Source organism: Brucella haematophila (genome assembly GCF_005938105.1).
Classification (GTDB): Bacteria; Pseudomonadota; Alphaproteobacteria; order Rhizobiales; family Rhizobiaceae; genus Brucella; species Brucella haematophila.
On sequence record NZ_VCPE01000014.1, the window covers coordinates 36,927 to 51,079 of the forward strand.

Consider the following 14,153-nt stretch of genomic DNA (forward strand, 5'->3'; position numbering starts at 1 on the left):
ATATCGGCACAAAAATTCGATCAAGCGAGCAGAGCTATTCACTAATGGGAGATTATTATTTCGGCCCGTTCAAATTGAGAACCCACATTAGGTATCAGTAATTCAAGTTCAGCCAAAGTAAGTATTCATAACCTCGGATGTACTACCATCCATTTTCACGCGGCCATGCTCCAGCCAGATCACTCGGTTACAGTTCTTTTCGAGCAAATCGCGAGAATGGCTTGCAAGCACCAAAATTTTCGTTGAATCGACTAGATTGCGCATACGCTGATTGGCACGCACCTTAAAGTCCTCATCCCCGGTCGATAGCCATTCATCCATGATCAAAATTTCTGGATTGATTGATGTCGAAGCAGCAAAAGCCAAGCGTAGTTGCATGCCTGTCGAATAGGTCCTGAAAGGAACCTCCAGAAACTCACCAAGCCCGGAGAAATCCGAAATATCATCTATTTTCTCGGCAATCTCATCCGGGTGCATACCCATCATTGCACAACGCAGACGAATATTCTCGCGGCCAGTCGCATCCGGATCAATGCCCAAATTGATATTAATGAGCGAAATTGTGTGTCCGTGAATAAGTGCGGTGCCCTGCGTCGGTGTATAAATGCCAGATAAAACGCGCAGTAACGTCGTCTTGCCAGAGCCATTATGACCGATCAGTCCAACACGATCACCTTCATTTAGCGAGATCGTAACATCATCCAAACCACGAATAATGACCGTCCGGTCTGTGCGACGTTCAATTTTGCCGCCTGTCGCAACACTTAAGACGCGATTTTTGAGCGAACGACTTGAGGAGTTGTAGATTGGAAATTCCACACTCGCATTCTGAAGCTTTATGAAAGTCATGAATTTACAACCAATATGCCACGCGCCAGCGATACTTACCAAAGAATAACAGAGCCACGCCCCACCCCACAACGGCAATACCGCCAGCCACAAGCCAACTCAATGTTGCGGGCGCTTCGCCGAACAAAGGCGCACGCACCAGTTGAATCAAATGATAAAATGGATTCCAATCAATAAAGGCATGCGATACGTGCCCCGGTAAAGTCTTGACCATCCACATGATGGGCGTGGCATAGAACATGACCTGCAGAATATTTGTAATTACCTGCGTCATGTCGCGAAAACGCGCGCAGATGACAGCCAATATCAGCATTGCCCATGCAAGATTGAGACACACCAGCAGGAAACCGGGAATACTCAAAAACACATAAGCGTTAAATCCGCGCCCTAGAATTAGGGCAACAACTGGAAAGATGACAATGTTGTGGCCAAAGATAATGACATTGCGCCAAAGAGTCCGCATGATATGTGTGAAAAGCGGCAGCCTCACCTGAAGAATAATACCATCAGAAGCGCTGAAAGTCGTGCAACCCTCTGATAGGGAGGTCGAAATAAACCCCCACATAATAACGCCAGCGCATAGATAAGGCAGAAATACCCGCATTTCTGACTGAAACAGCGTCCCAAAAATAATTCCGAGGGCGCCGATGAAAACAGCCATATTCAAGGTGAGCCAAAAAGCGCCCACCCGTGAGCGGCGATAACGCTGTGCGACATCTTGCCAGCCAAATATCAAAGCCAAACGATACTTAGAAAAGGCGTCAGCAATATCGCTCAATGCAGCGGAAATTCCCGCTTTCGGGCGAATAGAAACCGTATCCACTGTTATGTGCCGCTCGAAAGAGTCAACGCTCATGATAGCCCTGCATCAACCGCAAAATTCCCAACATCAGTCCTGAGAACTATGAAAACTGTAACCCACATGATGTGCGTACTAGAGGAATAGTTTTTAGAGAGTCAACCATTCCGAACACCGAATGAGTGGAGAATAAGGCTTCAATAAGTCACGCCTATGTGCAGAAGACACCAACAGTCACTGATTACGGCAACGCTCGTATCTTAAACTGTCACAAAATAATTCTGACTTATTGGCTGGGGCGCCTGGATTCGAACCAGGGAATGGCGGTACCAAAAACCGCTGCCTTACCGCTTGGCTACGCCCCAACAAATCAAACCGAAGCAATCGGTTGCGCGGCCTTATAGCCGCTTCATTTGGCAAGCGCAATCGCCTAATCGCGAAATCAACGGCGATGCGCAAACTACCAGTTCGAACGCCATAATCACTCAATCGGCTCACTTCTTCCACCGTCAGTGAAAGCAGGGATTTGCGTAGGCCAGCAAAGCTGATAATCCCTTTTCTCAGCTTCATTTGCCGTCGGTATCCTTATGCTTTTTTTAGCAATCTCTTTTCTATTCAGTGCGGCCCTGTGCGTTCTGGGTCTTGTGATCCTTTCTCGCCTTCTGCCGGCGACATTTTTGGCCGCGCGGATGAATTCGCGCTCCAATCACACCGTCGCAGCCAGGCAGATTGGCGGACTGGCTTTGATACCGGCCACGCTCGCTACTTTGCTGATTTTCGGGGCCGATCTCGAAATTACCAACAGGCTGCTGCTCTGCCTCGTCGGTGCGTCGACCCTGCTGTGGGTTATCGGGGGGCTGGATGACAGGTATGAACTGTCCGCGATTTTTCGGCTCGGATCGCAGCTTCTGGCTGCATGTATCGTTCTATATGGCCTGGGACCTGATTTTCGGCTTCTAGCAGATGTTCTGCCCCATTGGCTGGAAGCTGCATTGATTTTATTTGCGCTTCTGATCGCCATCAATGTGACGAATTTCATGGATGGCCTCGATCTGATGACCGTCGCCGGACTAGGGATGCCGCTTTCAGGTATTGCTCTGCTGGCAGCGCTTGGTCTTGCAGGTATGGAAAGCGGTGGGCTCAGCGCCGTTACTGCCGGTGGTTTGCTTGGATTTGCATTTTTCAACCGTCCCCCTGCCCGCGTTTTCCTCGGCGATTCAGGAAGCTTGCCGCTCGGGCTCATCACCGGCACTGCCTTGCTTCTTCTGGCGCGCGAGACTCACATCGTCGTGGCGTTGATTTTGCCGCTTTATTATATCCTTGATGCAGGCTCGACCATTATCATGCGTCTCGGCCAGGGCGAAAATATCCTGAAAGCCCATTCGAAACATGCCTATCAGGTCGCTAAGCGCGCAGGCTGGAGCGTCCTGAAGGTTGTCGGCCATGTAGCGCTGCTCAACCTGATCCTGATTGCCTGCGCCGTCGCGCTGTTGGCGCTTGACCATCTGATCACGCGCCTCGCCTTTCTGCTGGTCGCAGTGGTGGCTACGCTCGTGCTGCTACTGGATTTTCGCGGACGCTTCAGGAAGCTATAACGCTGAACAGTATCTTGCGTACCGCGTCCACGTCGCCGCTTTCCATCGCCGCCTGAAGGCGCTGAAGGCTTTCAGGCACGTCAACAGCGGCCTTGTTTCCCTTTGGAGCGCGCATGATCTTCGGGTGTCGCGTCGATTGCGCCTGCGATGGATCGTAGAAGAGCTCTTCATACATCTTCTCGCCTTCGCGGATCCCTGTCACTTCGATGGCGATATCGCCTGCCGGATTTTCCGCATTGCGCACGGTCAGACCGGCCAGCAGGATCATATTTTCAGCCAGATCGCGAATTTTGACCGGCTCGCCCATCTCGAGCAGCACCGTATCGCCAGATTCGGCAATCGCACCGGACTGGACGATCAGCTCTGCCGCTTCCTTGATCGACATGAAATAACGCGTCATGTCCTCATGGGTTAGCGTGATGGGGCCACCATTGGCGATCTGCTCGCGGAAAAGTGGCACAACCGATCCATTCGATCCAAGCACATTGCCGAAACGGACCGAATAGAACGCCTTCTGCTTGCCCGCTTGTGCTGCCAGCAAGCCATAGTAATAGACAACCAGCTCGGCCCAACGCTTTGTCGCGCCCATGACATTGGTCGGACGAACGGCCTTGTCTGAGGAGATCAGCACCATGCGTTCAACATCGGTAGCCAAAGCCGCCGCCGCCACGTCCAGCGTGCCAAAAACATTGTTGCAGATGCCAATCAGTGGGTTCTTTTCCACCAAGGGCACATGTTTATAGGCTGCGCAGTGATAAACCGTATCGATGCGGTTATCGCTCAGCGCTTGCTCGACATAGGCACGGTCACGCACCGAACCCAGCACCGGCACGATCTGGCAGGAAGCAAGCTGACGCAGCTGACGCTCGATCTGATAAAGCGCGAATTCGCTCGATTCAAAAAGCACGAGAGATTCAGGATTCCACTGCACGATGGTCCGGCAAAGCTGGCTGCCGATGGAGCCGCCTGCACCCGTGACCATGATACGGCGACCTTCGACCACTTCACGCAGCAGTTCCGCGTCTGGCGGCACCGGCGAACGACCGAGAAGGTCGTCAATCTCGATATTGCGCAGCGCCGAGACCAGATATTTGCCTGCACTTAGATCGGCAATCGGTGGTAGAATGCGCGTATTGACCGGGAGCCGCCCAAGCAGACGCGCAAAATCCTGCCGCTGCTTCTGATCGAGCGAGGGTTCAGACACCAGCACCTGCTTAACGCCGTAATTTTCGATAAGGCCGGGGATTTCTTCTGGCGCGTAAACACGCAGGCCGATGATATCCATCCCCTTGAGCTGCCCGTCTGGATCAACAAAGCCAACCACCAACGTGTCGCTGTGGCTGCGCAAAGCTGTTGCCAACTGACGTGCAGGTTCTCCAACGCCGACGATCAGCGCCGAACTGGTAAAAGTCCGGCCGGTTTCGGCATTGCGCAGCAGCCATTTCGCGCCGAAACGGCTGGCCGTGATCAGCACCGTACTCAAAAGCCAATAAAGCAGTGGTACGGAGCGCGGCAAACCGACACCGCCGTAGAGTCCCATCAGGAAAACCAGCGCTACCCAGAAGAGCGCCGCCACGGCAGTCGCCTGAAAGATCGGCCAGATCGCACGCTCTGCCAGATAGCGAATGATGGCGCGATACAGTCCGAAGCGGATGAAAACCGGAACTGCCAGAATGGGCGCAATGATGATCAGAAAAAGCTGAGCATTATTCGGTGCGAAAACAAAGCCCAGACGGATCACAAACGCCAGATAAGCGCTCAGCAAAAGCAGAACGCAATCGCTCAGCATCAATATAATTTGCTTGGTAATTCGCGGCAAAAGCGCCAGCCTTTGCCAGGGATATCTTAAACTCATACGCGCATTATCCTGCTCTCAAAACAGAGCGAAACAATTACCCACACTGTCGACGGCAAAAATTGCTTACCCTAACCGACAATGAAGCCCCTCGCATTTCCGCAATCGTTAGCATGAGTCCGCAAGGCGAACCATCTTAATTGAGCCTGCATATAATAAACGAACCAGTTTCAGGAAGTTAAAACGCAGGTGCGGCAGAAAAACACCAAAAAGCGACGATCTGTCCGGAAAAATTCCGATTTTCCAGACAGATAGGCCGAGATCTTCCGTTCAGGATATCGCGACACCTGTTCTGACACTGCGCCACGACGTGCCGTCAGAATAAGCGAGCTGTGCGCCGGCCGATGCATCTGTCACATAGACCATCGCGCCAGTGCCTTGATTCGATGCCTGCGGCAGATTGAGTTTCGCATAAGATGCCGGCCGGATCGGCCCATCGACGTCGAGGCGTGTCACTGGCGTATTAGCGCCGATGGCGACATTGCCTGTTGCACGATCCACCCGCATTGCCTGACGCCATGTCCCCAGATCATCGCTGACCTTGATGCTGAAATCGCTGCTGCCATTCAGGCCCATTTCGGCGTAGCCGGTCCAGCTTGTCTGAAACAGAAGGCTGACCGTGTCAGTCGCGGCCTGCTTGTTGAGCTTGATCTGATGCCCGGCGCCCGCATTGTTGAACAGGCTCGCCGCCGATGACACCGCAAAGCGATTGACCGCATCCGCTGTCGCCTGAATGCCAAGCATCGATACTGAAAGCGTATCCGGCACACTGCCGGTCGAATTCCATAGCGCGCCATCGAAAACCAGCAGCTTCGCCTCCGCCTCAATATAGGCCTGCCAGCCGGTGGCGGGCTGAATGAACAGCCAGCCATCATCGATAAACGAGGCAATCATGCCGTTCTTGCCCGACCAAGCGCCGGTCGCGGACGATGCCACGATATAGCGTGCGCCAGCAGAAGGCGTCGCCGGTGGGGCGGCTAAGGTGCGCGACTTCACGCTCAGATTCACGACCGCATCCAGCAGACGCAATGCTTCATTGTGCGTGACATGCTTCTGCGCCTGACTGGGCAGAATATAGGGAAGTTTCAGATTGGGTGTTTCGTCCATGTTCGGCTCCTCGATTGATACTGCGAGGAGTCTAAACTTGGTGAACAGGTTGGGGATAAATGCCGGTCAGCTGCCGCGATAGGTCGAATAGGACCACGGGCTGACGAGCAGCGGCACGTGATAGTGCCCTTCCACGTCCGCGATAGCAAACCGGATCGGAATGAGATCAAGGAAAGGCGGATTGGCCTGATCGGCCCCGCGCCCTTCAAAATACTCCGCCACATGGAATTGCAGCTCATAAATGCCGACCTGCATGTCGTCGCCGGTCAGCAGCGGAGCATCGGTGCGGCCATCCAGATTGGTGACAACGCGCTTGATCCGTTCCGGTGCGCCCTTGCTGATCCGGTAAAGCTCGATGCGCATTGCCGCAGCCGGGCTGCCATGTGCTGTGTCGAGAACGTGCGTGGAGAGTCTACCCATATTACCCCTCGAAAAACTTCAGGCTGGTTTCGCCGACTGGATGCGGAAAACGACATCCGGGAAGAAATATTCTTCCAGATTATCCTCCTTGCCAGCACGGTCAACGATGAGAAAATCCGATTTCTGCTCAAGCGCCAGAAGCGGATGATGCCAGACATTCTTGAGATAGTTGACACCCTGATCCGGCTTGGCAAGAAAAACGCGCGGACGCCCGGGCTTGCCATCCACATCTTCGGCCACCACGACGAGAAACGGACGCCGTTCCAGCGGAATGAAAGCCTGCGAGCCGAAGGGGTGACGCTCCATCATGACGATATCGATGGGCGCTTCAAAAGACTGGCCCCGAAAAATATTGATCAGCACGCGCGCTTCCGTGCCATCTGCCTCAACCCGGGCCAGATCATGAAAACGCTCGGTGGAACCATTGTTGATGAGACGTCGCTCCGCCCCTTCAACCTCGATGACATCACCGAAAGGTGCGAATGCCTGCTTGGTCAGCGGCTCTACCGCCAGCGTCTCAACCTTCAACTGTGCCTCCCACAAATCAGAACAGGAGGATGACAAAGCGTCGTCCGGCGTCACTTGTCAATCGCGAAGCAGTTTCAACGAGATATGAATAAAGGCCGGACGTCATCCGGCCTTTGCAGCCATTGGAAGATGAGTTTGACAATCATGCGCTCTGGAGCGCGTGTCACTTCTTCTTGGAAAAACCGTAGAGCGCGGAAAAGCCCAAGAGCGCAACTGCCTGCACCGCCATGATCATATAGATGAAATCGACCTTCACCCCGGAAGCAATCGCAAGGAGGGCCGTCGCGATCAAGCCAAACGAAATGAACGAGAATATTCGGGCCAGTTGTTTGGTTTGACGAGATTCGGCGGCGAGCGATGCGGTAGCGACGCGTGACTTTGCTCTATGCGGCATATCCAACTCCTGAACGTGATGAATACGATTTCCGAATTTCGAACGCACAACCATCTGGCGATACTTGCCGTTGCAGTGTCTGAATCAAAAAGGCGATAGGTCGCGGCGAAAATGGCGATTTCGAGAACCGGAGCGGAATGTACTTTTGGGTACATGAGCACCGGAAGTATAGAAATTGCCATTTGCAGCCCGGCATGGCGACTTTTGGATCAGACACTCAGACAGTTAACGTTTGAAATCCCACTATATAAGTCCTATGCCGTTTCGACAATGACACCACAGATAAATTGGAAGTGACTTCCATGGCGCTTGTTTTCGACAGCAGTTTCTCTCCTGAATATGGGAAGCCGGTTGAGCTAAGTAAAGGGATTGTCCGCCTGACGGTCAACAATCCGAGCGCCTTCACCTTTCATGGCACCAACAGCTACATTGTCGGCCATGACACGCTGGCCGTCATTGATCCGGGGCCGGTCGATGAGGCTCATTATCATGCCTTGCTCGCCGCCATTGCCGGACGTCCCGTCAGCCATATTTTTGTCAGCCATACCCATCGCGATCATTCGCCGCTGGCCGAGCGCCTCAAAAACGAGCTTGGCGCGAAGACGGTCGCCGAAGGCCCGCACCGGCCTGCCCGCCCCTATCATGCGGGCGAGGTCAACGCGCTTGAAGCCAGCGCCGACACGGATTTCGCGCCTGATATCGTGCTCGCTGATGGCGGGACCGTCGAAGGTGATGGCTGGGCGCTGGAAGGTCTCCACACACCGGGCCATGCCGCGAACCACATGGCTTTCGGGCTGAAAGGCACAGATATCCTGTTTTCAGCCGATCATGTCATGGCCTGGGCGACGTCCATCGTCGCACCGCCGGACGGCTCGATGAGCGATTATATGGCCTCGCTCGAAAAACTGCTGGCCCGCGAAGATCATGTCTATCTGCCCGGCCATGGCGGCGCAGTGACCAAGCCCGCAGCCTTTGTGCGCGGCTTGCGCGCCCACCGCAGAATGCGCGAGCGCGCCATTTTCGAGCGGATCATTCAGGGTGACCGCACCATCGGCGACATGGTAAGGGCGATCTACCGCGATACAGATCCGCGCCTGCATGGCGCGGCAGCCCTCTCGGTGCTGGCGCATCTGGAAGATCTGGTTGGACGCGGAGAAATTGTGACCGATGGCGACCCATCGCTCGACGGCATTTACCAGCCCAAATAAGTCGCACTATTCAACGTCGGCAGGCGCCTTGTTCACTTCGCCTTCCAGGCTGCCAAGAAAATCGGTGATGAAGGCCGCGTTTTGCCCCATGTCGCGTTTGCCATAGCGCGACAGCGAGCGGATATCGACATAGGTGGTTTCGCCTTCATCCAGCAGCCGGATGACGATATCGCTCTTGAGGCCGAGAATGAAACTATGGGCGGTTGCCACAAAGCGTGTGGCGTTTTCTTCCGGCGACGGCGCATCATTGGCGATCACCTGCCAGCCGAAATTCTTCAACACGGTCTGCACGCCCTGCGCCACGCGGTCGGGCGCGGCCTCATAGCGGCGGCCCAGCACATCGGGATAGGCGGTGAGCTGCGTCAGCGCATCGCCGCTGACTGTCGATGTCAGCGGGTTCATCCATTGCAGGCGATGCGGCATGTTGGTGGGGAATTGCGGCGGCGTGTCGAAATCGGTCGAGATATCATAGAGCGCTGGCGAGCTGATCCAGAGAACGCCCAGCAAGCCGAGCGGCACCAGCACGATGCAGGCAAACATGCAGCCCGTGAAAGACCGTGCCCCGCCCTTGTCGCCATTGACCCAGAGATTGCGAAAACCCTTGGCTGCGCAAAGCAGTGCCAGCAGCGCAAGAGCGCCGCTCAATCCGGCAGCCAGGACGAAATCAGGCGTTTCGAGCTTCCAGAAGCGATGCAGCAGAAAAGCCAGCACCAGCAGCACCGCAGCAAAGACACCAAACCGCAAGGCCCAGACCGCAGAACGCGACTGCCGCCGCTGATAGCGAAGTTTTCTCATCCAGATTCCCAGAAGCACATCCCGAAAAGTGCAAAGCGGTTTTCGGATCAGATGTGCGTGAAAAACAAAACGTCAGAATCCCAAAACGGCCACAACATTCAGCCATGCTTATGAATAGCAGAGAGATTCGACCCCGGCAAAACATCCAGCTGTACGGTCGTGCATATTCGTCTCTACTGGCCGAAAAGGCACACGCTATACGCGATCACAGCACCGTAAAAACGCAAGAAGTGTAGGCTATTTGAGGGTCACTATTGCCGCCTAACAGAAAAAAGCGAGGTAAATCAATCAAAAGAGCATTGCAGCAACTTCTAATGAAGGGCATGATCAATTATTAGGGGGCTTTTTTCGGATTCGTCGGAGAGGACGGAATGAACCACGCGCCTGAAAACAGTGCCAACGGGATTGGCACCACGACCCAGTCGGGCAGCGCCGAAGAAAGCGCCCAGACGGGTATTGAAGCGAGCACGATGACGCTCGAAGCCGTCGAGCTGGAGTTTGCGCTCGGCGCCATTGACGTGCTGATCGAGGGGTTCGACGCAGCACTTGCCAAGGCCGCCGAACGTGTCGGCGGCGAAGTTCTTTTCAACATGCCGGCACTCGACACAAGCGAAGCCCAACGCATCGGCGCGATCGCCATTGCGGGTCAACCGCAGGATCAGGTGATTTTCGTCACGCTGCGCAATGACGGCACAACCTTGTCTGTCGAACCGCCAAAAGGCGAGAATGCCCTTTTCGAGAGCCTCGGCCGCAACTATGCCGCCGTCATAAAAAGCCTGTCACCAAAAGAACAGACGAACGGCGGCTGATCGAAGCGCATCTTTGCAAAGCCAAATGGGTCCATTTGGCCAGATGCATTATTTCCCTGCATCCACCTTCGCTTTCGCCTTTTCCGCAACAGGCTTTTTCGCTGCCGGAACGCCCGCCTGGAGATTATGCTCAGGCACCGGGTTTAACGTCATCGATGTTTCGACATCGCGCAGCAGCACGAATTTCACGCCCTTTGCCTTCAGCGCCAATACGCCCTTGGCAACGCCCTCGCCTGCCGAGCGTGTCGGCTGATTAATGTGCGAGATGATCACATCGCCGTCGCGCGCTGCCGAAATCCGCCGCGCCACTGTCGGCGCCAGCAGCGAAGCGCCCTGATCGCCATTCAGCGAATAACCCCCGATCTTGTAGCCAAGGCTTGTGGCCAGCGCCACGGCATCGGTTGAATAGCGAGCTGTGGCGTCGCGATAGAATTGCGGCTTTGGCGCACCAGCCCCGACAATTGCCGTCGATCCGCCCTCAATCTCCGAGCGAACGGCATCCAGCGACCCTGCGGTCTTGATGCCATACATGGTCGGCGCATTTGTAATGGCCGGAATATGCATGGCACCGTGATCTTCAATCGCGAACAGATCGGGATTGGCCTTCATCACAGCAAAGGCTTCAGGGTTTTGTTTCAACCAGCGCCCCGTCACAAAAATCGTGGCGGGAATGCGCTCCTTGACCAGCGTATCGAGAATACGGTGATCCGTCTTGCCCATACAGGCATCAAGCGTCAGCGCCACTTGTGGCGTTGCAGCCCCGCCCCGCGCAATGCGCAACTGCGGTTCGACAATACGAATCTTTTCAGGCTTTGCCGCATCCTGCGGTGAAACCTCGACAGCGCCTGCCGCGCTGCACGTGAAAACAAGCGCGGCCCCCGCCGCAGAAATGAAACGACGCATGGCCCGTTCTTCTGAAAGTGTAAATTTCGACGGATTTTAATACGTCGGGTAATATTGTCCAGTGGGCCGCTCCGCTTACAGCAGACCGGCACGCTAACCATTTGGTTTCTGGATATTTTCCCCGCTCACGGCAGGTGCGGAAACCAGCCCGTCAGGCTGATTTCCCACTGATTTTGCCACAGAAGCGCCCCTATTTTCTAAGGGGCGCTTTCTTTTGACATTAGGCCTTGCGCACTGCGGCCTGTGCCGCTGCCAGTCGTGCAATCGGCACACGGAACGGCGAGCAGGAGACATAATCGAGCCCAGTCTTTTCGCAGAAAGCAATCGACGATGGATCGCCGCCATGCTCGCCGCAAATGCCAAGCTTGATCTTGTCGCGCGTCTTGCGTCCACGTTCGGCAGCAATCTGCACCAGTTCACCCACGCCATCCACATCGAGCGACACGAACGGGTCCTGCTCCACCACACCGCGCTGCTGGTAGGTGGTGAGGAAGCCTGCCGCATCATCACGCGAAATGCCGAAGGTGGTCTGGGTCAGGTCGTTGGTGCCAAACGAGAAGAACTCTGCCGTCTCGGCAATTTCTGCCGCCCGCAAAGCGGCACGCGGCAGTTCGATCATCGTACCGACCATATAGTCGATCTTGACGCCCGCTTCCTTCATGACATCCTGCGCCACGGCATCAATGCGCGCCTTGACGAAATCCAGCTCTGCCTTGAGACCAACCAGCGGCACCATGACTTCCGGCACGACCGGCTCGCCGGTCTTCTTGCCTGCTTCAACAGCAGCCTCGAAAATCGCCCGCGCCTGCATTTCCGCAATTTCCGGATAGGAAATCGCCAGACGGCAGCCGCGATGGCCGAGCATCGGGTTGAACTCGTGCAGGCTTTCGGCGCGCTCGCGCAGCTTCACTGCGTCCACGCCCATGGAGCTGGCCACTTCGGCAACTTCCTCATCCGTATGCGGCAGAAATTCATGCAGCGGCGGGTCAAGCAGACGGATCGTGACCGGCAGCCCCTTCATGATTTCGAACAGCTCGGCAAAGTCCGAACGCTGCATCGGCAGAAGCTTGGTCAGCGCTGCGCGACGGCCTTCTTCATTGTCGGAGAGAATCATTTCGCGCATCGCAACGATGCGGCTTCCGTCAAAGAACATATGCTCGGTGCGGCAAAGGCCAATGCCTTCCGCGCCGAAAGACCGCGCCGTGCGGGCATCGGCAGGGGTTTCCGCATTGGCGCGCACTTTCATGCGGCGTTGACGGTCGGCCCATTCCATCAGCTGGCCGAAATCGCCGGAAAGCTCCGGTTGAAGCATGGCCACTGCGCCTTTCAGCACCTGCCCGCTCGAACCGTCAATGGTGACGACATCGCCCTTCTTGAAGGTCTGTCCGGCAGCCAGCATGGTGCCGTTGCGATAATCGACGCGCAGTGAACCTGCACCTGAAACGCAAGGCTTGCCCATGCCGCGCGCCACGACCGCCGCATGGCTGGTCATGCCGCCGCGTGTGGTCAGAATGCCTTCTGCCGCATGCATGCCGTGAATGTCTTCCGGGCTGGTCTCGATACGGACCAGAATGACCTTGCGGCCTTCCGATTTTGCCTGTTCGGCATCTTCCGACGAGAAGACGATTTCACCTGTCGCAGCGCCCGGCGAGGCAGGCAGGCCCTGCCCCACAATCTGGCGCTCGGCACGAGGATCGATGGTCGGGTGCAACAGCTGATCCAGCGCCGCCGGATCGATACGCAGCACGGCCTCTTCTTCGGTGATCAGCCCTTCACCAGCCATTTCGACCGCCATTTTCAAAGCAGCCTTGGCGGTGCGCTTGCCCGAACGGGTCTGGAGCATCCAGAGCTTGCCGCGCTCGATGGTGAATTCCAGATCCTGCATGTCGCGATAATGCTGTTCCAGACGATCCGCGACTTTCAGGAATTCCGCAAAGGCTTCCGGCATCACCTTTTCAAGCGACGGCTTGTCGGAACCGGCAGCGATACGCGCTTCCTCGGTGATGTTCTGTGGCGTGCGAATGCCCGCCACCACGTCTTCGCCCTGTGCATTGACGAGGAATTCGCCGTAAAGCTTCTTCTCGCCCGTCGACGGGTTGCGGGTAAAGGCCACGCCCGTGGCGGAGGTCTCGCCCATATTGCCGAACACCATGGCCTGCACATTGACCGCCGTGCCCCAGGCCGCCGGAATGCTGTGCAAACGGCGATAGGTGATGGCGCGCGCATTCATCCAGCTGGAGAAAACAGCGCCGACAGCGCCCCAGAGCTGCTCGTGCGGGTCCTGCGGGAAAGGCTGGCCCAGCTCTTCCTCGACCTTGGCCTTGTAGAGCGAGATGACGTCTTTCCAGTCTTCGGCCGTCAGCGCCGTGTCGACATCGACAGCGAGATCGGCCTTCTTGTCTTCAAGAATTTCTTCGAAGAAGCCATGATCAACGCCCAACACCACATCCGAATACATCTGGATGAAACGACGGTAGCTGTCATAGGCGAAACGCTCGTCACCGGCTTCACGGGCGATGGCCTGCACGGTTTCATCGTTGAGGCCAAGATTGAGCACCGTATCCATCATGCCCGGCATGGAAGCCCGCGCACCGGAACGAACCGACACCAGCAACGGCTTATCGGCATCGCCGAAATTGCGGCCAGTCACCCTGGCGATATGGGAAAGCGCGGAACGCACCTGCTCGTCCAGTTCGGACGGATAATTGCGGTCGTGGTCGTAATAATAGGTGCAGACCTCGGTGGTAATCGTAAAGCCGGGCGGTACGGGCAGACCAAGGCTGCTCATCTCAGCCAGGTTCGCTCCCTTGCCGCCGAGGAGATTGCGATCACTGGCAGCGCCCTCTGCCTTGCCGTCGCCGAATGTGTACACCCACTTCGCCATTATGGCC

General features: G+C 55.9%; 13 protein-coding genes and 1 tRNA gene. 3 read left to right on the forward strand and 11 right to left on the reverse strand.

Annotated features, from left to right (window positions below):
- Nucleotides 1–108 precede the first annotated feature (108 nt).
- The 3 genes from FGI60_RS19110 to FGI60_RS19120 form a co-directional block, all read right to left on the reverse strand.
- Complete coding sequence (locus FGI60_RS19110) at nucleotides 109–849, reverse strand: ABC transporter ATP-binding protein (RefSeq protein WP_138786531.1); 741 nt, start codon at nucleotides 847–849, stop codon at nucleotides 109–111.
- Nucleotides 850–853: 4 nt separating this feature from the next.
- Nucleotides 854–1,705, reverse strand: coding sequence for an ABC transporter permease (locus FGI60_RS19115; protein WP_138786532.1), 852 nt, complete (start codon nucleotides 1,703–1,705; stop codon nucleotides 854–856).
- 233 nt (nucleotides 1,706–1,938) lie between these two features.
- A tRNA-Gln gene (locus FGI60_RS19120) sits at nucleotides 1,939–2,013 on the reverse strand.
- A gap of 222 nt (nucleotides 2,014–2,235) precedes the next feature.
- Here FGI60_RS19120 and FGI60_RS19125 point away from each other — a divergent pair.
- The gene (locus tag FGI60_RS19125; RefSeq protein ID WP_138786533.1) at nucleotides 2,236–3,243 is read left to right on the forward strand and encodes an MraY family glycosyltransferase; all 1,008 of its coding nucleotides are present in this window, start codon (nucleotides 2,236–2,238) and stop codon (nucleotides 3,241–3,243) included.
- Here the strand turns inward: FGI60_RS19125 and FGI60_RS19130 are convergent.
- From FGI60_RS19130 to FGI60_RS19150, 5 genes are all read right to left on the reverse strand, one after another.
- Nucleotides 3,230–5,098, reverse strand: coding sequence for a polysaccharide biosynthesis protein (locus tag FGI60_RS19130; RefSeq protein WP_138786534.1), 1,869 nt, complete (start codon nucleotides 5,096–5,098; stop codon nucleotides 3,230–3,232). The genes FGI60_RS19125 and FGI60_RS19130 overlap by 14 nt on opposite strands.
- Nucleotides 5,099–5,368: 270 nt before the next feature.
- Nucleotides 5,369–6,205, reverse strand: a complete 837-nt coding sequence (locus tag FGI60_RS19135; protein WP_138786535.1) for a DUF2793 domain-containing protein — start codon at nucleotides 6,203–6,205, stop codon at nucleotides 5,369–5,371.
- A 66-nt stretch (nucleotides 6,206–6,271) separates the two neighbouring features.
- Nucleotides 6,272–6,625, reverse strand: a complete 354-nt coding sequence (gene uraH / locus FGI60_RS19140; RefSeq protein ID WP_138786536.1) for a hydroxyisourate hydrolase — start codon at nucleotides 6,623–6,625, stop codon at nucleotides 6,272–6,274.
- Between the two features lie 18 nt (nucleotides 6,626–6,643).
- Nucleotides 6,644–7,153, reverse strand: coding sequence for an ureidoglycolate lyase (locus FGI60_RS19145; protein WP_138786537.1), 510 nt, complete (start codon nucleotides 7,151–7,153; stop codon nucleotides 6,644–6,646).
- Nucleotides 7,154–7,316: 163 nt separating this feature from the next.
- Entirely contained in the window at nucleotides 7,317–7,547 is a 231-nt protein-coding gene (locus FGI60_RS19150; RefSeq protein WP_138786538.1) for a hypothetical protein, read from the reverse strand.
- A gap of 302 nt (nucleotides 7,548–7,849) precedes the next feature.
- On the opposite strand from FGI60_RS19150, the gene FGI60_RS19155 reads away from it, so the two are divergent.
- Nucleotides 7,850–8,755 (forward strand): MBL fold metallo-hydrolase, encoded by a 906-nt coding sequence (locus tag FGI60_RS19155; protein WP_138786539.1) that lies wholly within the window; start codon nucleotides 7,850–7,852, stop codon nucleotides 8,753–8,755.
- A 6-nt stretch (nucleotides 8,756–8,761) separates the two neighbouring features.
- Here FGI60_RS19155 and FGI60_RS19160 read toward each other — a convergent pair whose 3' ends face one another.
- Nucleotides 8,762–9,550: a DUF1499 domain-containing protein gene (locus FGI60_RS19160; RefSeq protein ID WP_138786540.1), complete on the reverse strand. Its 789-nt coding sequence runs from the start codon at nucleotides 9,548–9,550 to the stop codon at nucleotides 8,762–8,764.
- A 470-nt stretch (nucleotides 9,551–10,020) separates the two neighbouring features.
- On the opposite strand from FGI60_RS19160, the gene FGI60_RS26550 reads away from it, so the two are divergent.
- Complete coding sequence (locus FGI60_RS26550) at nucleotides 10,021–10,359, forward strand: hypothetical protein (RefSeq protein WP_235889866.1); 339 nt, start codon at nucleotides 10,021–10,023, stop codon at nucleotides 10,357–10,359.
- A gap of 48 nt (nucleotides 10,360–10,407) precedes the next feature.
- On the opposite strand, the gene FGI60_RS19170 is transcribed toward FGI60_RS26550, so the two are convergent.
- Together FGI60_RS19170 and ppdK are read right to left on the reverse strand one after the other, a co-directional pair.
- Nucleotides 10,408–11,262 carry a polysaccharide deacetylase family protein gene (locus tag FGI60_RS19170; protein WP_138786541.1) on the reverse strand — a complete coding sequence of 285 codons (855 nt, stop codon included), beginning with the start codon at nucleotides 11,260–11,262 and terminating at the stop codon, nucleotides 10,408–10,410.
- Between the two features lie 220 nt (nucleotides 11,263–11,482).
- Nucleotides 11,483–14,146 carry a pyruvate, phosphate dikinase gene (gene ppdK / locus FGI60_RS19175; RefSeq protein WP_138786542.1) on the reverse strand — a complete coding sequence of 888 codons (2,664 nt, stop codon included), beginning with the start codon at nucleotides 14,144–14,146 and terminating at the stop codon, nucleotides 11,483–11,485.
- Between the last annotated feature and the right edge of the window lie 7 nt (nucleotides 14,147–14,153).